At 32.6% G+C, this 20,691-nt stretch carries 20 protein-coding genes; 14 read left to right on the top strand and 6 right to left on the bottom strand.

Translation table 11 applies throughout. From position 1 onward, the window contains the following. Positions 1 to 77: 77 nt before the first annotated feature. Positions 78 to 1,685, bottom strand: a complete 1,608-nt coding sequence (gene aceB, locus AC8IG9_RS00335) for a malate synthase A (RefSeq protein ID WP_507424837.1) — start codon at positions 1,683 to 1,685, stop codon at positions 78 to 80. A 63-nt stretch (positions 1,686 to 1,748) separates the two neighbouring features. Here aceB and AC8IG9_RS00330 point away from each other — a divergent pair, with 63 nt between their 5' ends. After that, positions 1,749 to 2,855, top strand: a complete 1,107-nt coding sequence (locus AC8IG9_RS00330; RefSeq protein ID WP_507424836.1) for an acetyl-CoA carboxylase carboxyltransferase subunit alpha — start codon at positions 1,749 to 1,751, stop codon at positions 2,853 to 2,855. Here the strand turns inward: AC8IG9_RS00330 and secA are convergent. Further along, complete coding sequence (secA, locus tag AC8IG9_RS00325) at positions 2,841 to 5,432, bottom strand: preprotein translocase subunit SecA (protein ID WP_507424835.1); 2,592 nt, start codon at positions 5,430 to 5,432, stop codon at positions 2,841 to 2,843. The two genes, AC8IG9_RS00330 and secA, sit on opposite strands and share 15 nt — an antisense overlap. 82 nt (positions 5,433 to 5,514) lie before the next feature. On the opposite strand from secA, the gene argJ reads away from it, so the two are divergent. Beyond that, entirely contained in the window at positions 5,515 to 6,777 is a 1,263-nt protein-coding gene (gene argJ / locus AC8IG9_RS00320) for a bifunctional glutamate N-acetyltransferase/amino-acid acetyltransferase ArgJ (protein ID WP_507424834.1), read from the top strand. On the opposite strand, the gene mbfA is transcribed toward argJ, so the two are convergent. Beyond that, on the bottom strand, positions 6,778 to 7,755 hold the full coding sequence (gene mbfA, locus AC8IG9_RS00315) for an iron exporter MbfA (protein WP_507424833.1): 978 nt from the start codon (positions 7,753 to 7,755) through the stop codon (positions 6,778 to 6,780). It lies immediately after the preceding gene. A gap of 19 nt (positions 7,756 to 7,774) precedes the next feature. Further along, the gene (locus AC8IG9_RS00310; RefSeq protein ID WP_507424832.1) at positions 7,775 to 8,422 is read right to left on the bottom strand and encodes an FTR1 family iron permease; all 648 of its coding nucleotides are present in this window, start codon (positions 8,420 to 8,422) and stop codon (positions 7,775 to 7,777) included. 149 nt (positions 8,423 to 8,571) lie between these two features. Between AC8IG9_RS00310 and AC8IG9_RS00305 the strand changes: the two genes are divergently transcribed. The 5 genes from AC8IG9_RS00305 to AC8IG9_RS00285 all read left to right on the top strand — a co-directional run bounded on the left by AC8IG9_RS00305 (position 8,572) and on the right by AC8IG9_RS00285 (position 12,299). Continuing rightward, a complete protein-coding gene (locus AC8IG9_RS00305) occupies positions 8,572 to 9,453 on the top strand; it encodes a dienelactone hydrolase family protein (RefSeq protein WP_507424831.1) in 882 nt (293 codons plus the stop codon). A gap of 196 nt (positions 9,454 to 9,649) precedes the next feature. Then, positions 9,650 to 10,201, top strand: coding sequence for a histidine phosphatase family protein (locus AC8IG9_RS00300; RefSeq protein ID WP_507424830.1), 552 nt, complete (start codon positions 9,650 to 9,652; stop codon positions 10,199 to 10,201). Positions 10,202 to 10,261: 60 nt separating this feature from the next. After that, complete coding sequence (locus AC8IG9_RS00295) at positions 10,262 to 10,513, top strand: LysR family transcriptional regulator (protein WP_507424829.1); 252 nt, start codon at positions 10,262 to 10,264, stop codon at positions 10,511 to 10,513. Positions 10,514 to 10,683: 170 nt separating this feature from the next. Further along, positions 10,684 to 11,022 (top strand): P-II family nitrogen regulator, encoded by a 339-nt coding sequence (locus AC8IG9_RS00290; protein ID WP_507424828.1) that lies wholly within the window; start codon positions 10,684 to 10,686, stop codon positions 11,020 to 11,022. Next, a complete protein-coding gene (locus tag AC8IG9_RS00285; protein ID WP_507424827.1) occupies positions 11,019 to 12,299 on the top strand; it encodes an ammonium transporter in 1,281 nt (426 codons plus the stop codon). Before AC8IG9_RS00290 ends, AC8IG9_RS00285 begins: the two co-directional genes overlap by 4 nt. A gap of 73 nt (positions 12,300 to 12,372) precedes the next feature. Here the strand turns inward: AC8IG9_RS00285 and AC8IG9_RS00280 are convergent, their stop codons facing one another. After that, positions 12,373 to 14,238, bottom strand: a complete 1,866-nt coding sequence (locus tag AC8IG9_RS00280) for a potassium transporter Kup (protein WP_507424826.1) — start codon at positions 14,236 to 14,238, stop codon at positions 12,373 to 12,375. Between the two features lie 95 nt (positions 14,239 to 14,333). On the opposite strand from AC8IG9_RS00280, the gene AC8IG9_RS00275 reads away from it, so the two are divergent. The 5 genes from AC8IG9_RS00275 to AC8IG9_RS00255 all read left to right on the top strand — a co-directional run bounded on the left by AC8IG9_RS00275 (position 14,334) and on the right by AC8IG9_RS00255 (position 18,887). Continuing rightward, positions 14,334 to 15,680 (top strand): Nramp family divalent metal transporter, encoded by a 1,347-nt coding sequence (locus tag AC8IG9_RS00275; RefSeq protein ID WP_507424825.1) that lies wholly within the window; start codon positions 14,334 to 14,336, stop codon positions 15,678 to 15,680. Positions 15,681 to 15,698: 18 nt separating this feature from the next. Further along, positions 15,699 to 16,862, top strand: a complete 1,164-nt coding sequence (locus tag AC8IG9_RS00270) for an MFS transporter (protein WP_507424824.1) — start codon at positions 15,699 to 15,701, stop codon at positions 16,860 to 16,862. 51 nt (positions 16,863 to 16,913) lie between these two features. Further along, positions 16,914 to 17,285, top strand: a complete 372-nt coding sequence (locus tag AC8IG9_RS00265; protein ID WP_507424823.1) for a CidA/LrgA family protein — start codon at positions 16,914 to 16,916, stop codon at positions 17,283 to 17,285. Beyond that, the gene (locus AC8IG9_RS00260; protein ID WP_507424822.1) at positions 17,282 to 18,013 is read left to right on the top strand and encodes an LrgB family protein; all 732 of its coding nucleotides are present in this window, start codon (positions 17,282 to 17,284) and stop codon (positions 18,011 to 18,013) included. The genes AC8IG9_RS00265 and AC8IG9_RS00260 overlap by 4 nt, the downstream gene beginning before the upstream one ends. 73 nt (positions 18,014 to 18,086) lie before the next feature. Continuing rightward, entirely contained in the window at positions 18,087 to 18,887 is an 801-nt protein-coding gene (locus AC8IG9_RS00255; RefSeq protein ID WP_507424821.1) for a fumarylacetoacetate hydrolase family protein, read from the top strand. On the opposite strand, the gene AC8IG9_RS00250 is transcribed toward AC8IG9_RS00255, so the two are convergent. Further along, positions 18,884 to 19,285, bottom strand: coding sequence for a hypothetical protein (locus AC8IG9_RS00250; RefSeq protein WP_507424820.1), 402 nt, complete (start codon positions 19,283 to 19,285; stop codon positions 18,884 to 18,886). The genes AC8IG9_RS00255 and AC8IG9_RS00250 overlap by 4 nt on opposite strands. Positions 19,286 to 19,563: 278 nt before the next feature. Between AC8IG9_RS00250 and AC8IG9_RS00245 the strand changes: the two genes are divergently transcribed. Together AC8IG9_RS00245 and AC8IG9_RS00240 are read left to right on the top strand one after the other, a co-directional pair. Next, positions 19,564 to 20,112 (top strand): cytochrome b, encoded by a 549-nt coding sequence (locus tag AC8IG9_RS00245; protein WP_507424819.1) that lies wholly within the window; start codon positions 19,564 to 19,566, stop codon positions 20,110 to 20,112. A 47-nt stretch (positions 20,113 to 20,159) separates the two neighbouring features. After that, entirely contained in the window at positions 20,160 to 20,666 is a 507-nt protein-coding gene (locus AC8IG9_RS00240) for a YceI family protein (RefSeq protein WP_507424818.1), read from the top strand. Positions 20,667 to 20,691: the final 25 nt, after the last annotated feature.

The following is a 20,691-nucleotide window of genomic DNA, read 5'->3' as shown; positions in this document are numbered from 1 at the left end:
AAAAGATATTGTTTTGGAAAAAGAAAAAATTATCGAAAAGATTCCAACAGATAAATTAACTATTATTAAGTAAGCTATTATTTAGCTTCAGATCTGAGAATTTCGTTGTAAGCGGGAACAGTTAAAAAATCGTCAAATTGACTAGCAATTGACATTTCTTCAAACATTTTTGAGGCACGCTCATAATTACCTTTGGCAAATTTTTGTTCTCCTACTTCTTTTTTAATTTGCACCATTTCTTCTTTGACAATTTTTTTTACATATTCAGGATCAATTTCTTTACCAGCAGAGGTTTTGCATTGATGTTTATTCCATTGCCAAACTTGTGCCCTTGAAATTTCAGCAGTAGCCGCATCTTCCATTAAATTATAAATAGGCACACAGCCATTACCACCAAGCCATGCTGCTAAATATTGGATACCTACAGAAATATTTTTTCTAAGACCTTCTTCAGTAATATCTCCTTTTTCAGCAAGCAATAAATCATTAGCTTCTATTTTTATATTGCTAGGAATTTTATTAATTTGGTTTGGTTGTGGCATTTTTTCATCAAAAATATCTTTTGCAATTTTAACCAGACCCGGATGAGCAACCCAAGTACCATCATGACCATCATTCGCTTCTCTTAATTTATCTTGTTTTACGGCTTCCATTGCTTTTTGATTTAAAGCTTCATTGTCTTTAATTGGAATTTGGGCTGCCATTCCGCCCATTGCGTGAGCACCTCTACGGTGACATGTTTTGATTAACAATAAACTATAGGATCTTAAAAAATGAGAAGTCATCTTAACGAAAGATCGATCTGGCAATAAAAAGTCTTTAAAGTTTTTAAATTTTTTAATGTAGCTAAAAATATAATCCCATCTTCCACAGTTAAGACCTACGATATGATCTTTTAATTCAAATAGAATTTCATCCATTTCAAAAGAAGCCAATATTGTCTCAATTAAAACGGTCGCTTTAATAGTTCCGTGTAGAATACCTAATTTTTTTTGAGCTTCTGTAAAAACAGAATTCCAAAGTCTAGCTTCAAGATGACTCTCCATTTTTGGTAAATAAAAATATGGACCTGTTGCGTTTTTAATAAGTTGTTTGGCGTTATGATAAAAATAAAGACCAAAATCAAAGATACCTCCTGAGCATTTTTCATTATCAACTAAGAAATGGGCTTCATCTAAGTGCCATCCCCTTGGTCTCACAATCAGCACAGCATGTTTCTCATTTAATTTGTAAGCTTTGCCGGTTACTGCGTCTATAAAATCGATTTTTTTATTAACAGCATTTTTTAAATTTATTTGACCTTCGATAACGTTATTCCAAGAAGGAGTTGAAGAGTCTTCAAGATCGGCCATAAAACAGCTCGCTCCAGAATTAAGAGCATTAATAATCATTTTTTGGTTAGTAGGACCTGTAATTTCAACCCTTCGATCTTGCAGATCTTTTGGTACATTTAATACCTTCCAATCTTTTTCTCTTATAGATCTTGTTTCTTCTAAAAAATTAGGACGCCAGCCCCCATCAATTTTTTTTTGAACCTCTTGTCTTCGTTTTAATAATTCAAGTCTTTGACCGTTAAATTTTCTGTGTAATTCAGCAATAAATTCTAAACATTCTAATGTTAGTATATCTTCAAATTCTTTTGAAATAGTGCCCGTAATTGTCGTATTTTTTGGAAAAGATTTCATGTAGGCGTTTATTTATATATAAACTTTATCTGAACTCAATATTTATAAAAAATAAGAAATTAGATGAATTATTTAGATTTTGAAGACAATATTAAGGTTCTAGATCAAAAGATTCAGGAGTTAAAAGGACCTTATATTGCTAAAGGTATCACTATTATTGAAAATCCAATAATTGTTGAGACTGAAAAAAAGTTAAATGATGAGTTAGATAAAGTTTATTCAAATCTTAATCGCTGGCAAAAAACTAAAGTTGCAAGACATGATTTTAGACCGCGTTCTGTTCACTATATTAAAAAAATATTTCCAGATTTTATAAATTTGTCAGGAGATCGTTTATACGGAGAAGATCAATCTGTGCTAGCAGGATTTGGAAATCTAGACGGAGTTTCAGTTTTGGTGATTGGTCAAGAGAAAGGAAATGATACTCAATCTAGAATTCAAAGAAATTTTGGAATGATGCGTCCAGAAGGTTACCGAAAAAGTATGCGTCTTATGAATCTTGCCAATAGATTAAATATTCCAATTATAACTTTTGTAGATACACCCGGTGCTTATCCTGGAAAAGGAGCCGAAGAAAGGGGGCAGGCAGAAGCAATAGCAAAATGTATTGAATGTTGTCTTAATGTAAATGTTCCGTTGATATCAGTTGTAATTGGCGAAGGTGGTTCTGGAGGAGCCATTGCACTTGCAACAGCAAATAAAGTTTTAATGTTAGAACATTCTGTTTATTCAGTGATTTCACCAGAAGGGTGCGCTTCTATTCTGTGGCGTGATCCCAAAAAGGCAAAAGAAGCTGCTGAGGCAATGAAAATTTCGGCACAAGATCTATTAGAAAGTAAAATTATAGATGAGGTTATTCAAGAACCAAAAGGGGGCGCTCACAGAAGTCACGACCAAGCTATTACAAATGTTACAAGCGTTATTAAAAGAAATTTAAGCGAATTATTAAGAATCTCTCCTGAAGAACTCATTAATCAAAGAAAAAATAGATTCCTAAGTATTGGTAGAGATGTTTTGATTACTAAAGATGAATTTTATAAAGGAGTTCATATTCCAACTACAAAATTCAATCCATTTAATTGGAAATTATTGTTACAGAATAATGCTAAATTGGTAGCAACGGTTGCTGTTATTGTACTGTTGTTTATTTTAGCTTTAATTTTTGGTTAGAGAGCCGCAACAATTCTTGTATTTCTTCCCAGAACCGCAAGTGCAAGGAGCATTTCTTGAAATTTTTTCATCTAATACGGGTTTTGATTCTGGAGTTTGTGGAGCTTTGTTTTCTGTAGTCACTTGAATATTAATTAAAAATATAATTAAATTTTCTTTAATTTTTGAAAGTAAATCTTTAAATAAATTGAAACTTTCTTTTTTATATTCATCAAGAGGATTTTTTTGTCCATAACCTCTAAGACCTATAACTTGTCTTAATTGTTCAAGGTATTGCAAATGACTTCTCCATTCATAATCAAGATTCTGTAAAAATATTCTTTTTTCAACATCTTTATTCACTTCATCTCCAGCCGTACTTATTCGCGTATTTCTTTTTTCATCAAAATGATCTTTTAAAAATTTCTTTATTTCAGAACTACTTTTTTTAAGTATTAGAGCAAAATCATCATCACTAATTCTTGTACCGCAAAGACGTTCTGTTTTAATTTTAATTGTTTTCTTTGCTTCAGCATTAACATGCTCTCGATAAAATTGAATTTCACTTATAACTTGTTCTGCTATTTCATCAAAAACATCATCTATTACATTATAAATATTTGGGTTTTTTATTACTTCTAATCTTTGTTCAAAAATTACTTTTCTTTGATCATTCATTACATCATCAAATTGCAATAAAGTTTTTCTAATATCAAAATTTCTGCCTTCAACTTTTTGTTGGGCTTTTTCTAAGGCTTTATTAATCCATGGGTGATCTATGGATTCTCCTTCTTTAAGTCCTAATTTTTGAAGCATAAAGTCAATTCGCTCAGATCCAAAAATTCTCATTAAATCATCCTGTAGGCTAAGGTAAAAAATAGATGCTCCTTTATCTCCTTGTCTTCCAGTTCTACCTCTCAACTGATTGTCTATTCTTCTACTTTCGTGACGTTCAGTTCCAACTACAAATAGTCCACCACTTTCTAATACTTTAGCCTTTTCTTGTTCGTGCTCTTGTTTAGTTTTCTCAACTAAAATCTTATCATTAGTGCCGCCTTCTTTAATTTTTAAATCCAAATTACCACCCAGCTGAATATCTGTTCCTCGACCAGCCATATTAGTTGCAATAGTAACTGCACCAACTCTTCCTGCTTGTGCAATAATACTTGCTTCTTGTTCGTGAAATTTTGCATTTAAAACATTATGTTTTATTGACTGTTGTTTTAAAATTTTTGAAATTCGTTCAGATTTTTCAATACTAGTGGTGCCAATTAATACTGGCTGCTTTTTTTCATGAGCAACTACAATTTCTTTTACAATCGCATCAAATTTTTCATTTTCAGTTCTAAAAATTCTGTCGTTAAAATCTTTTCTAATCATAGGTCTATTTGTGGGTACTTCAACAACATCCAGTTTATAAATTTCATAAAATTCTTCAGACTCAGTCATCGCTGTTCCAGTCATACCCGAAAGCTTTTCGTATAATCTAAAATAGTTTTGGAAAGTTATAGATGCTAAAGTTTGGTTTTCGTTCTGAATTTGAACGCCTTCTTTTGCTTCAATTGCTTGGTGCAGACCATCGGAGTAACGTCTGCCTTCCATAATTCTTCCAGTAAATTCATCGATAATATAAATTTGATTATCTTTAATTATATAATCTTTATCTTTAGTAAAAAGCATGTTGGCTCTTAAGGCTTGGTTCACATGATGAACAACAGATAAATTTTGTGGATCATAAAAATTAGATCCCTTGAGTAAATTTGCTTTTTTTAACCTATCCTCAATAAAATCTATTCCTTTTTCAGTAAGTAGAGCGCTGCGATCTTTTTCATCTAAATCGTAATGATCTTTATTAAGTTGATTAACTAATTTATTGCATAAAAAATATTCCGAGGAATTATCTTCTGTGGACCCAGAAATAATTAAAGGTGTTCGGGCCTCATCAATTAGAATACTATCAACTTCATCAACAATGCAAAAATGATGTTTGCGTTGTACCATTTCTTCAACTGAGTATTTCATGTTGTCTCTTAAATAATCAAAACCAAATTCGTTGTTAGTTCCATAAGTAATATCGCATTCATATTGAGCTTTTCTGCTAGCATCATCGATACTATTTATGATGCAGCCAACGCTCACACCTAAAAAATTATAAATTTTTGACATCCATTCCGAGTCACGTTTTGCAAGATAATCATTTACGGTTACAACGTGTACACCTTTTCCATTTAGACTATTTAAGTAAGCAGGCAGAGTTGCAACTAAAGTTTTTCCTTCCCCAGTTTTCATTTCTGAGATTTTTCCTTGATGCAGAATAATTCCACCGAGCAATTGAACGTCAAAATGCCTTTGCCCTGTAGTTCTAACGCTCGCCTCACGTACGCATGCAAATGCTTCAGGTAAAATTTTATTTAGATTTTCTCCATTTTTAATTCTTGTTTTGAATTCTTGAGTTTTGTTTTTAAGTTCTTGATCCGAAAGTTTCTGAATTTCTTGTTCTAATGAATTAATTTTCTGAACTATAGGCTGGATTTCATTAAGCTTACGCTCATTAGATGTTTTAAATATTTTTTTTAAAATGTTTAAACCAGGTATCATTTTGAGATATTATTCTAGATAAATTAAATAGTATAAATTTAACAAGTACCTTATAACTGAAAAAATACTAAATAAAATACACATGACTATGTTATTTCAAAACTTTTTTAAGAAAAAACAACTTAATAGAGTTAACAAAGATTTTCCAGAGATGCCAAGTATTGAGGGGTTGGAAATTTCAGCAGTAAGTGCAGGCTTATATAATACCAATAGAGATGATGTAAGTTTATTTTATTTTCCTGATGGTGCAATATTTTCAGGTGTTTATACAAAATCTACAACAAGATCTGTTTGTATTGATTGGAATATTAAAGCGAATAAAAAAGACATTAAAGCTTTGTTAGTTAATACAAGAAATGCAAATGCCTACACAGGCAAACAAGGATTGAATAGCATTATTGAATTATCAAGATTTTTTTCAGATAAAAAAAACATTTCAAAAAAACAAATTTTATTTGCATCCACAGGTGTAATTGGTCAACCGTTTCCACTTGCGAAAGTTAAGAATGCTCTGCCTAATTTAATTGAAAAATTAAAAAGACCGATAAAGTTGACTTGGATTAAGCAGGCACTATCTATCATGACTACAGACACTTTCGGCAAGATGAGTTGTGCTGTCGTGCAAACCAATAAAGATTTTATTAATATCGCAGGTATCGCAAAGGGATCGGGAATGATTGCGCCAAATATGGCAACAATGTTTGGTTTTATTTTTACTGATGCAAACATTTCGCAAGAAGTTTTAAATAAAATGCTTAAGAGAAATACTGAAAATACTTTTAATGCAATCACGGTTGATGGAGATACTTCAACTAATGATATGGTCTTAGTTTTTTCAACTAAAAAAGCCAAGAATAGGATTATTAACGATATCAATTCTAAGGCTGCAAAAGATTTTGAAAAAGCGCTTTATGAAGTGATGTTGGATCTTGCAAAGCAAGTAGTTTTAGATGGGGAGGGAGCTAAAAAATTTTTAACTGTAAAAGTAACGGGCGCTTCTAATGATAAATTTGCAAAAGAAGTTGCAATGTCCATTGCAAATTCACCACTGGTTAAAACAGCAGTTGCTGGAAGCGATCCTAATTGGGGTAGAATTTTAATGGCAATTGGAAAAACAAACGAGAAAATAAAACAAGAAAAAATAGAAATTCAAATTGGAAACTTTCTAATTACAAAATACGGAATGCAAGTACCTTCTTATGATGAAAATAAAGTTAAAGATTATATGCTTGGCAATGATATTGTTTTTGATGTGAATTTAAATTTAGGTAAAGGAAAATTTACTGCTTATACTTGTGATCTTAATGCAGAATATATTTCAATTAACGCGGACTATAGATCTTAATTAACCAGATCCGATAAGAATTCCAGCGGCCAATACAAGCGCACCACCTAAAACTACTTGCAAAGTTGCTCTTAAGAAAGGTGCCTCCATATATTTATTTTGAATCCAAACAATTGCCCATAGCTCACAAAATACAATTATCATTGCAATGATAGTTGCTGTCCAAAAATGTGGAATTAAATATGGTAATGCATGACCTAAGCCACCAACAGCAGTCATGATGCCCGCTGCAATGCCGCGTTTATAAGGAGATCCTCTACCAGAAATTGACCCATCATCTGACACTGCCTCAGTTAATCCCATAGAAATACCAGCACCAATAGATGCTGCAAAACCAACAAGGAAAGTTGTCGAAGTATTTTGTGTAGCAAAAGCAGTTGCAAAAATTGGAGCAAGTGTTGATACAGAACCGTCCATTAAACCAGCCAGGCCAGGCTGAACCCAAGTAAGTATTAATTGTCTTTTCGAAGTTCTAGCTTCCATTTCTTTTGCATCACCACTTACATGGGATTCTACAAGTTTATCAGTTGTAGAAACATGACCTGCTTCAGCTGCAGCTAGATCACCAAGCAATTTTCTTGTTGAAGCGTCCGACGTCATTTGAGCTGCTTTTGTATAAAAATTATAAGCATCTCGTTCCATCATTTCAGATTCTAATCTAATTCTATCTACGCTTAGATTTTTTATTAACCAAATAGGTTTTCGTGCGTAGAAACCTGAAACATGCTCTCTTCTAATAAGAGGAATATTTTCGCCAAATCGGGATTGAAATTTATCAATTAGAATTTTTCTATGAGAGTCTTCAACTCGTGCCATATCCACAAATACTTTTGCAGTATCTGGATAGTCTTTTTTTAAATGCTCAGCATAGCTTCGATAAATTGAAGCATCATCTTCTTCTGACGAAATAGCTAGTGCTAGAATTTCTTGTTCAGAAAGATCAGTAAATCTTCTTCGATAACTAAAGCCTGGTATCATAATTTATAAAGTCTGAGACCTAGATTACTTTAAGTTCGCGAAGGCCAGCATATAAATCTGTTATCCCTTCGTAACCAAAATAAATAGAAAGCGCGAATAATAAATAACTCGATACTTTAAAAAAAGCACTCATTGGAATAATTTTAGTTATTTTATTTAATCCAAAATAAACAACGATTAGAGCAACAACACCTGTAATAGCACCTGCAAATACTGGAATAGTATTAAATATAGTAGAGGTCACTAATGCTGCATAAAATAAAACAATTTCAAAACCTTCTCTAAGAACTGCAAGAAATACTGCTAACGATAAAATTATTGAGCTACCCGTATTAATCGCTCTATCAACTTTTCCCTCAACATGTTGTTTTGCGCTCTGACAAAAAAAGGCAACATAAGCTAGCATTCCAGATGCTGTTAACATCACAATGCCAGAAAATAATTCTTCATACCCTTCTGTAAAAGAAGCTATTTGTCTAATGCCCAAGCCTAATAATAAAGAAAAAATAACTCCGGCAATAAGACCTAAAAATACAGCAGGACGCTTGTGTCTTGCATTCATCTTATCAAGGTAAGCAAACACCAGCATAGCAATTAATAGACCCTCGAATCCTTCTCGGAAAAGAATAAAGAACGAGCTTAGATATGGACTTAGAATTTCTGGCATTTGATTAAAGTGCAGTAATGATTATTTATTTTTATAAATGATGTCAATTATTAATTAGGAACGATTCAACCTCTAATCCCAAGTATTTTAGTAGGAATTAATCTATTTATAAATTGCATAGGTATTCTTAAGTTATAAATTATTAAAATATGAAAAAATTAAATTCTAAAGATTTCCATCAAGACCTTATTAACCTCTATGATAGCTATGCTCATGGTAAAATTACTAAACGTGAGTTTTTAGAAAAAGCAAAAAAATTTGCAGTAGGTGTTAGCGCCGTAGCACTTCTAGACTTGTTAAGTCCAAAATATTCTTATGCCGAACAAGTAAAAGCAGAAGATCCAGATATTGAAATAAGTTACGTAAATTACGATTCTTCAAAAGGACACGGCAGTATCAAAGGGTATTTAGTTAAACCGAAAATATTAGACAAATTAAACTCAGCTGTTTTGGTTATACATGAAAATCGAGGACTTAATCCTTACATTGCAGATGTTACAAGAAGATTGGCAAAGGCAAAATTTATAGCCTTTGCACCTGATGGTTTGACTCCAAAAGGAGGTTATCCTGGAAATGATGATCAAGGCAGAGAAGCGCAGGCCTCATTAGATCAAGAAAAACTCAAACAAGATTTTTTTGCAGGTTTTCAATATTTAACAACTGTTACAAAAGGAAAAGTGGGTGCCGTTGGATTTTGTTATGGTGGTGGCATTGTAAATCAATTGGCAGTAAATTTTCCAAATTTATCTGCCGCAGTTCCATATTATGGACCTCAGGCAGATGAGAAAGATGTAGCAAAAATTAAAGCGACGCTTCTTTTGCATTATGCAGAACTTGATTCAAGAATTAACGAAGGTATTTTTAAATTTGAGCAAGCTCTAAAAGATAATAAAAAAAATTATATACTTCATATGTATGCAGGAGTTAATCATGGGTTTCATAATGACACTACGCCCAGGTACGACAAACAAGCTGCTGAACTTTCTTGGAGTAGAACGATTGAGTTTTTTAAAAAAAACTTATCTATTTGAAATTGAAAAATACTATTTTTTATCTACAAAAGTGCCTGTTCTAGGATCCTTCATTAATTCTCTAACATGACCTTGTTTTTTACCCCGAACATAAAGAAATATTATCGAAGAGATAAAAAATAATATTATTATAGTTAAATATTTAGTCATAAAATGTTAATTATGGTTATTCGGTACTAACTACCAGTTTAATAAAATGCGCACAAAGTCTCTATTTTTATTGTCTTTATTGCTGATACTGAATTCATTTGCTGCTTTTGGAGATGAGCAGAAAACCATTAAAGATTTAAAAGAAGGCGGCAAAATAATTTTAATACGTCACTCTTTGGCACCAGGAACAGGAGATCCAAAAAATTTTAATCTGAACGATTGTAAAACACAGCGTAATTTATCAAAAGAAGGATTTGAACAAGCAAAAAGAATAGGAGAATTTTTTAAAAAAAATAACATTACTTTTGAAAAAGTTTACTCATCTGAATATTGTAGATGCAAAGACACAGCAAGAAGTGCATTTGTAAATTTTGAGACTTTTTCTGGTCTAAATTCTACTTTTGCAGACTCAAGTAAGACGCCCGCTTATGTAAAAAAAACTAAAGAATTAATCGATAAATTGGATAAAAAGAAAAATTATATTCTGGTTACTCATCACACAACCATCCTAGGACTGACAGATTATTTTGCAAATTCTGGAGAAATGGTGATTGTTGATAGATCCTATAAAATCGTAAGCATCTTTAAAGTTAATTAGCATATCTCATTTTCCAATATTGCATTAGATAGTTATGCGTTTTGGATATAGATTTTTCTAATGAATTGGGAAAAGCTAAAAGTATTCAGAAAAGTCGCTAAAGCCGGTAGTTTTTTAAACGCTTCAAAGAAAGACAATAAATCTCAATCAACATTTTCAAGAGCAGTGATGGATCTTGAAAAGGATATAAATAAAAAATTATTTGATAGAACTAGCAAAGGGGTAATGCCAACTTTACATGGAAATACACTTTTAAATTTAGTCGAAGAATTTTCTAATAAATTAAGTCGTTTTAGAGACAATATTAAATAGTCAGGTTATGCATTCTGATCATATCTGACTCATTGAATGCTCATTATCCATTAGAATTTTTATTTGTTAAAAAAAATCATGAAACTTATTACTGCTATAACTAAACCAGAGCAGGCTGCATTTATTAAAAATAATAGATTCGGATTTAATGGTTTAACAATGGGAGCACTATGAAGCTGATAACAGCAATAGTTAAACCAGAACAAGCTGAGAATGTTAAGAAAGCTCTTAACAAAATTGGTGTTGATGGGTTAACGATGACAGATGTCAAAGGATATGGGCGTCAGAAAGGTCATACAGAATTTTATCGTGGTTCTGAGTATGAAGTAGCTTTTCTGCCAAAAACTAAACTTGAGATAGCGGTTTCTAGCAAGAAATACTCTAAAGTTTTAGAAACGATTCAAAAAACTGCAAGAACTGGAAAAATTGGCGACGGAAAAATTTTCGTAACTAATTTAGCTGCGGTTATTCGAATCCGAACAGGAGAAAAAGGAGATAAAGCAATATGATAAAAATAATATCTAGAGCTTTAGTATTTGTTGGTACTTTATTAGTAACAACAGCAGTTTTTGCTGCGGAAGCACCAAAACCTGTATTAAACCCAGGAGACACTGCGTGGATGTTAACAAGTACAGCGCTTGTACTTTTAATGACTATCCCAGGTCTTGCATTATTTTACGGCGGGTTAGTAGGTAAAAAAAATATTGTTTCTACAATCAGTCAATCATTCATGATTACTTGTGTAGTAACATTAATTTGGTTTGTTTGCGGATACACACTTACTTTTGGAGAAGGCGGACTAGTAATAGGAGACCTTTCTAAATTATTTTTAAAAGGAGTTGACGTTGCTGCATTAAATACAACAATCCCAGAAACTGTTTTTATTTGCTATCAATTAACATTTGCAATTATTACAGCTGCTTTAATTTGTGGATCGATCGTTGAGCGTATTAATTTCTCTGCATTATTTATTTTTGTAGTGCTATGGGTAATTTTTGTTTACGCGCCTATTGGACACATGGTTTGGGGTGGTGGATATTTATCTAAACTAGGCGTTCTTGATTATGCTGGCGGAACTGTAGTTCACATCAATTCAGGAGTTGCAGGTTTAGTTGCCGCTCTAGTGATTGGAAAAAGAAAATCAAAAGCTCGTCCACATAATATTGCATTGACTATGATTGGTGCTTCAATGTTATGGGTAGGTTGGTTTGGATTTAATGCTGGTTCAGCTGTTGCCGCAAACGGTAGCGCTGGAATGGCGATGCTTGTAACTCAGATAGCAGCTGCAACAGCAGGTATTGCTTGGATGCTAATTGAATGGTTTGCTGGCGAGAAAAAACCAAGCTTACTTGGAATGTGCTCAGGTGCTGTAGCGGGATTAGTTGCGATTACTCCAGCTTCAGGATTTGTTGCTCCAAGCGCAGCTTTCTTTATCGGACTTGCAGCAGGTGTAATCTGTTACTTAACTTGTACTAAATTAAAGAGCGCTTTTGGCTATGACGATTCTTTAGATGTATTTGGTATCCATGCGTTAGGCGGAGCTCTTGGTGCAATCTTAACAGGAGTATTTGCTTCAAAAGCAATCGGCGGAACTGCAGGATTGTTAGAAGGAAATGCTGCTCAAGTTAAATTACAATTAATCGGTGTTGGTGTTACTTTGCTTTACACAGCAATCGTAACTTACATCATTTTAAAAGTAGTTGATTTGATCACACCTTTAAGAGCTTCTGATGCTAACGAAAGAGACGGTTTGGATCTTTCTCAGCACGGAGAGCAAATTAACTAAATTTATAGTTTCCCTATAAGTTAATAACTGAGGCCCAGATTTTATCTGGGCCTCCCCCCCCTTAAAGAATAAATTAAATTTCTATAACTCCGCCGAGCTCTACAGTTCTTTCTTTTGGAATCTTGTAATATTCAGTGGCACCCATCATCATTCGGTGCATATAGATGAATAAACTAGAAACTATAGAAGAATTTTTTGCAATAACTTTTATCTTTCCTACAAAGAATGAAGTCTTGGACATATCAAATGGAAAACCTGAAGCTCTTAATAGTGCTAATACTCTTGGAATATTAGGTTCTTCTTGGAATCCGTATCTTGCAACAACAGTATAAAAATTATTACTTAAACGTTTCACAATAAGACGTTCATCATTGCCTAGTTTTGGAAAGTTTTCAAAACTTAAGTGCAAACAAATAATTCTTTTATGTAAAATTTTATTATGTTCTAAATTATGAAGCATTGCCATTGGCACTACTTTAAGATTAGGAACGAAAAATATCGCAGTTCCATCTACTCGGCGTACCTTTCTTTTTGCAATACTAGATAAAAAACTTGAAAGCTTCATTGAGCCTTGCCATCTTGCTTTTAATAAACGATTACGTCCGTTAATCCAACTTAGCATCATTAATAATAGTCCCGCTGCAATAAAAATTGGCAACCAACCCCCTTCAAAAAATTTAAGTAAATTTGCTGACAAAAAAACAGAATCAATAATAAATAAACATGCAAATATTGGAATAAATATAAGCTTATTCCATTTGCGAATTGTGATTAATAAGAATGAAGCAAGAATAGTATCAATTAACATAGCCCCCGTTACAGAAATACCGTAAGCGTGGGCAAGATTTTCAGAGTTTTTAAAACCTATAATTAAAAGAATAACCCCTGTAAATAACGCGAGATTTATTTTAGACAAATATACTTCACCAAACTCATTTGCGGACGTGTGTTTAATTCTAAATCTTGGAATATAGCCAAGTTGTACTGCCTGACTTGTAATTGAAAAAACTCCAGAGATCACAGCTTGAGAAGCTATAATTGTAGCAAGACCTGCTAATATAATTAATGGGATTAAAGCTATGTCAGGAGCTAATCTGTAAAACGGGTTATCAATTGAAGTGGGTTCAGCAATTAATAAAGCGCCTTGACCAAAATAATTTAAAAGTAGAGCTGGAAAAGCAACGCAGAACCAAGAGTATTTTATAGAAGCTCTACCAAAGTGACCCATGTCAGAATACAAAGCTTCGCCACCCGTAATCGCAAGTACGATTGCTCCTAAAATCGCAATGGATATTCCTTTATGAGTTAATAAAAAATTTAATCCATACATTGGATTTAATGCTCTTAATATTTCTGGTTTATCAATAATTTCAATTAGTCCGAAATAAGCGATGGTAATAAACCAAACCAACATAATGGGTCCAAAAACCACCCCAATCTTACTGGTACCGTATTTTTCTACTGCAAATAAAATAGAGATAATGATTATGGAAATATAAATTACATATTTTCCAAGTTGCGGAGATACTACTTTTAAACCTTCAACGGCGCTTAATACTGAAATTGCAGGAGTAATTAAACTATCACCAAAAAATAACGCAGCTCCTAATGTTCCAAGAATAGTAACAACCCAATGCATTCTAGAGCTACTTTTCATTTTTCTATGTAGCAAAGCTGTTAAAGCGAAAACTCCACCTTCACCATGGTTATCTGCTCGCATAATAATTAATACGTACTTGATTGAGACAACGATAATTATTGCCCAAGTAATTAAAGACAAAACCCCATAAACAGCTGAAGACATACTTGCACCAGTACTGCGAGCTGCTTCAACAGAAAGTTTAAGAGCGTAAAGAGGAGAGGTTCCGATATCTCCAAACACAACACCAAGAGAAGATAGTACTAAGAGAGGTAAATTTTTACCGTTTTTAGTTGCCATGAAATATTACGAGTTTTTTTTAATAAAGTTTGCCCTGAAGGCTTAAGATATGATTATACATTAACATGTAATATATAAGAAAAAGCTTTTATTGAATGAGATCATCAAAGACAAGAGTTATAAAGCAGCCTAGCTGGCTACACTTAAAACGGGAAGCTTCATTAGTTGAGGTTTTTAGAACAGTTGTTGTGCCAACATCTGGATTTTGGAAAAAGTTTTTTGCATTTTTTGGACCCGGTTACTTAGTCGCGGTTGGGTACATGGATCCTGGAAATTGGGCGACCAGTCTTTCAGGGGGAGCGCAATTTGGTTACACACTTTTATTTATTGCTGTGCTTTCAAACATCATGGCAATTATTTTGCAATCACTATGCGCGCGTCTTGCAATTGCAACAGGTAGAGATCTAGCTCAAGCTTGTAGAGATGCTTTTCCTAAATTTATTTCCTTTCCACTTTGGATTTTTGCAGAACTTGCAATTTGCGCAACTGACCTTGCAGAAGTTATTGGAACTGCAATTGGATTAAATTTATTATTTAAAATTCCACTTGAGTTTGGAGTTTTAATTACTGCATTAGATGTTTTTTTAATTCTTTGGTTACAAAATAAAGGCTTCCGTTGGATAGAAGCTTTTGTCATTTCATTACTCGTTGTCATCACTGCTTGTTTTGCAATTCAAATATTTTATGCAAAACCCGAATGGGCAGAAGTTATAAATGGATTTATTCCAACAACAGATATTATTACAAATCCAAATAAATTATTTATTGCACTTGGAATTATTGGTGCAACAGTAATGCCGCATAATTTATATTTACATTCCGGTATTGTACAAACACGCGCATTTGGAAAAACTTTACCAGCTAAAAAGGAAGCCTTAAAATTTATAACAATTGATTCAACCATTGCATTGATGTTTGCATTTATAATTAATGCTTCTATTTTAATTTTAGCAGCTGCCACCTTCCATAAAACTGGACAGACAAATATAACTGAACTTGGAAAAACTCATGAACTACTTCAGCCATTGCTTGGCATTGCAATTGCTCCTACTTTATTTGGAATTGCGCTTTTGTGTTGTGGTTTAAATTCTACCGTGACCGCTACAATGTCAGGACAAATTGTAATGGAAGGTTTTCTTCATATAAAACTACCTGCTTGGCTTAGAAGATTAATTACAAGACTGATTGCAATTGTTCCTGCAGTTATTGTTATTTTAATTTATGGCGCAGATAAAACGGCTTTTTTACTTATATTATCTCAAGTGATTTTAAGTTTTCAGTTACCTTTTGCAATCATCCCACTCATTATGTTTACTTCATCAAAACAAAAAATGCAGAAGATGGTAGCTCCATTTTGGTTAACAGTAATTGCTATAGTTATTGCGGCAATTATCATTTCTCTTAATATTGTTTTAATTAGAGACACTATTCAGTTAAGTTAATTTTTAAATTTTAGAGTTATGAAAGCAATTTTTTCATTACCCAAAACCGTTTGGTTAATTGGCTTTATTAGTCTTATTAATGATAGCGCAAGTGAGATGGTCTATCCGTTACTTCCACTTTATTTATCAAGCGTGTTACTAGCAGGACCTAAGGCTATGGGTTTGATTGAAGGAATAGCGGAAGCCACCTCAAGTTTGTTAAGATTAGTATCGGGCGTCGTGTTTGATAAAACACGAAAAGCAAAACCTTGGCTAATATTTGGTTATGGGATCGCGGGTATTAGTAGACCTTTAATTTCAATCATTAGTTCTTGGCCCGCTTTACTTTTTATCAGATTTGCTGATCGGGTAGGTAAAGGACTTAGATCATCACCACGAGATGCATTACTTGCAAATAGCACGAATAAAAAAAATTATGGTTTAGTTTTTGGTTTCCACCGCGCCATGGATAATGCAGGTGCCATTATCGGCCCATTGCTAGCTGCAATGTTCATCGCAATTGGATTGTCTCTTAAAAATATTTTTTTACTCGCGATTATACCAGCGGTTATAGCTGTTTTATTATCCTGCATGATCAAAGAGAAAAAATTTAAGTCAATTAAGACTGAAAAATTTAATTGGTCTTTAAAAAAAATGCCAAAAATTTTTAAAAGATATTTATGGGCAGTTGCTTTTTTTACACTCGCTTGCTCTTCAGATATGTTTTTATTACTTCGTGCCAGAGAACTGGGTATGCCCTCTTATCTCATTCCAATTTTATGGTCAGTAGTTGCGGTAGTGACCGTATTGTTTAGCACTTATTTTTCAGCGTTATCAGATAAGCACGGCAGAATTCTTTTTATAGGATTTGGCTGGTTAGCTTATGTTTTGTTTTATATTTTTATGTCGAGACTTAATGTTCTTGGAATAACTATTTGGTTCTTATTTGGATTTTACGGATTGTTTAAAGCAGCAACGGAAGGCGCTGAAAGAGCATTTGTTGCAGATTTAACAAAAACAAATCAACGTGGAACTGCATTCGGTTGGTTTAATTTAGTCACTGGTTTTATGTTATTTCCAGCTTCATTTATCTTTGGTTTTATTTATGAGGGTTACAATGCTGAACTTGCGTTTTTATTTTCAGCAATTTCATCATTTATCGCAATTCTAGTTTTGATGACTTGCAAAAGAAAGAATTCTTAAAATAGTTCAAAATATTGATTAGTATTTTAAGATAGCTTAAAGATTTAACTGATGCTTCGTTCTATATTTATTATTTTCTTTTACCAGTTAATGGGTGAAGCTTTAAAAAAAATATTTGAAATTAGAATACCAGGACCCGTGATTGGTCTTATTCTGCTTCTAGTAACATTAATTTTGTTAAAAAGAGTTAGAACTAAATCTGTTAACAATTTAAAAAAAGAAGTAGCGGATACTTCAACTTATATTTTAAGATATTTATCATTTTTATTTGTACCCATTGGAGTTGGGGTGGTGATGCATTTTTCTTATTTAGAAAATAATTTATCCAAAGTTTTAGTCATTGTTTTTGTTTCAACTATCTTAACAATTTGTATCTCTGCATTTTTAATGGAAAAAATTAACAAGAGAATTAATAAAAAATGATCGAAAAAGATAAGCTATATAGCATTTGGGTGTACCTTCAGGCGGAGCCACTATTTTGGTTAACGCTAACGATTGGCTCTTATTTAATTGGAGATTATCTTTATAGAAGATCGAAATTATTTCCGCTGGTAAATCCAGTTGTTATTTCAATTACAATTGTTTCTTTAGTTTTAATTAATTTAAATGTCTCTTATGAAAGATACTTTGATGGAGCAAAATTTATTCATTTTATGTTGGGGCCTGCAACCGTTGCTCTTGCAATTCCAATTTACAGAAAATTTAAATTTATTCAAAAAGAGGCCTTAAGTATTTTTGTTTCATTGGTTGTTGGAAGTTTATTTGCAATCATATCCACTTTTGCTTTATGTAAAATTTTTGGAATCAGCGATCAGCTTTTATTTAGTATGTTGCCAAGAAGTGCAACAGCACCGATTGCAATGGGGGTTTCAGAACTGATCGGAGGAATTCCTTCTGTTACAGCTATCATTACTCTTTTAACCGGAATTGTAGGCGCATCTTTTGGTACTTTTGCTTTAGATTTTTTAAAATTAAAAGATATGGCAGCAAGAGGCTTTGGAATGGGACTTGCCTCACATGGAATTGGTACCGCAAGAGCCATGAGTAGAAACGAAACAGCAGGAGTTTTTGCAGCTCTTGCACTTGGCCTTAATGGAATTGCAACTGCAATCTTAGTTCCTTTACTTCTTAAATTATTAAATCTTTTCTAACATCACTCCCTTTAAAAGTGTGTTGATAGCATTGTTATAAGTAGTATGTTTTCAATTACGGAAGGGAGATCTGATGATTAATGAAAAAAAAAAATCAAGAAGAGATGCTTTAAAAATGGGAGTTGCAGCAATAACAGTAGCGGGGGTAGCATCAGTTTCATCCGCCGCCTTAGCAGAAACTAAAATACCATTTGCGGTTAAACCAACTTTTATACCAATCATTGATGGCAAAGATTCATTTCCGGTAAGAAGAATTTATTGTATTGGCAGAAACTATGCAGCACATGCGAAGGAAATGGGATCGGATCCATCTAGAGAGCCTCCTTTCTTTTTTCAAAAACCAACAGATGCTATTCAGAATGTAAAACCTGGAACAGTTGCGGAGCATACTTATCCAAGTTTAACTAAAAATTATCATTATGAAGTTGAGTTGGTCGCTGCTTTAAAATCAGGTGGAAAGAATATTCCAGTTGAGAAGGCTTTAGATCATGTGTTTGGTTATGCATTAGGATTAGATATGACAAGACGTGATTTACAACGTGCTTTGGCTGATGAAAAGAAACCATGGGAAATTGGAAAATCTTTTGATCATTCAGCTCCTATTGGTCCTATTCATTTAGTTTCTAAAGTAGGTCATTACAAAGAAGGAAATATTTCTTTAGCAGTTAACGATCAAATTAAACAAAAAGCTAACCTAAATCAGATGATCTGGTCTGTTGCTGAACAAATCTCAAAATTATCTGAAGCTAATGAGTTATTCCCAGGCGATATTATATTTTCAGGAACACCAGAAAATGTAGGGCCGGTGGTTAAAGGCGATGTGATCGTTTGTAAATTAGATCGTCTGCCAGATCTGTCGATTAAAATAGTTTAATTTTTATTTTCTAGATTTAAAATGAAGCCTATCATTTTTTCATGACTATCAATTAAAGCTTTAGTTGGAATAATATATTTTTGTCTATGATCTTTTTTAGATATCATTTTAGTAATTAATTTATTTTTTTCGGCTGTTTTAATAAGGTTTAAAATAGAATTTCTGCTACCAAATTTATAATCAATACAATTTGCGATTTCTTCGGAAGTAATCTGTTTGTTATCATAATAACTATTCATAATATTAAACAAAACCAACGTGCCGTAAGCTGAAAATCTAAATGACATGATATTGTCATCATTTACCATAATAGAATTATAGCCCTTAAGTAAGCGGGAGGTATAAGCCGCAAATTTTTTTGGCGTTACAAGTTTGCCCATATAATTTTCGTTCAGCATAGTTTTTGTCTTTATTCGTATGTATTGAAAACACAGTAATTCCGTACATTTTTTGTGTACAGTTTTTATATTACTGATTAGTCGCCAGCGATTTAGGCTCTTTTAATTATTAGTGTATAGATGTGCTTTTCTATAGTTTAGCACCGACTCCAAAAGTATCAAGATCTATGTGGGGTATAAATAGTCTTTTACAAGACTTGGTAATAAAGAAATATACCTGATGTACTAGAATTTTTTTTTATTTGAGAGTAATTGTATTTTAGCCAGATATTAAAATTATGAGCTACAAAAATACTTCAATTATTTACGGGTTTGTTAGCAAAAACTTTCATTGGATCATGACAGTATTGATTGTTGGCAATTTTGCCCTTGGAATTTTTTTAGATGATTTAGAAAGCGGACCAGTTAAATTCTTATTATTTAGCATACATAAGTCTACAGGAATTGTGGTGCTGATGTTATTAATTTTAAGATTTTTCTGGAGAATCGTTAATGTTGTTCCTGTGCCTTTAGGAAAAATTAAATTTTTAAATATTTTAGCAAAGTTAGGGCATTACTCTTTTTATTTTATTTTACTCACTATTACTTTAAGCGGATGGATTTATTCGAGTGCCAAAGGATATCCTGTTAATGTTTTCGGTCTTTTTTCTGTTCCTACTTTAGTTGAAAAAAATAATGAAATCGCAAAAATTGCAATTAATATTCATTTCATTTCTGTTTATGTTTTTATTACTGTTTTATCTTTGCATGTTTTAATAAGTCTTGTTCATCATTATCTTTTAAAAGACAAGACACTAAGTCGTATGTGGTACGGAAAATCTGAGTGATTAAATATTTTTTTTTATTTTTTTTTCTCTGCAATCAAACTTTTGCCTTGGAAAAGTGGATTATTAATGATTCAAAAAGTTCAATTAATTTTTCAATTCCAGTTTTGTTTACAGAGGACATTAAGGGAAGCTTTAAAAGGTTTAAAGGACTTGTGAATGCAGATCGTAAGAATTTAAAAGGCGTTGTAAATATTGAAGTTGATATTGAAAGCATGACAACAAATTATGATTTAGATTATGCCGATCTTATAAAAGGAGATACATTCTTTGATGTTGCGAAATTTCCAAAAGCTTTCATAAAAACTAAAGATTTTGTAATTAATAAAGATAATACCGCATTCGCTTTTGCAACTTTAAGCATAAAGGGAAAAGAAAAAGATTTTAAAATACCCCTGAGTTACAATTTAGAAGGAAATAATAAAGCAACTGCCAAAGGAACCTTTAATTTTAACAGGACTGATTTTGAAATTGGAATTGGTGCCTGGTCACCTACCTTGATTTTAAAAGATGAAGTGACGGTGAATGTTAGTTTAAGCCTTGATAAAGTTAAGTAATTTAACTTACTAGTCAATGTCAATT

Source organism: Candidatus Allofontibacter sp., assembly GCF_040404065.1.
Classification (GTDB): domain Bacteria; phylum Pseudomonadota; class Alphaproteobacteria; order Pelagibacterales; family Pelagibacteraceae; genus Fontibacterium.
This window is presented reverse-complemented; position numbering and strand designations above follow the sequence as displayed.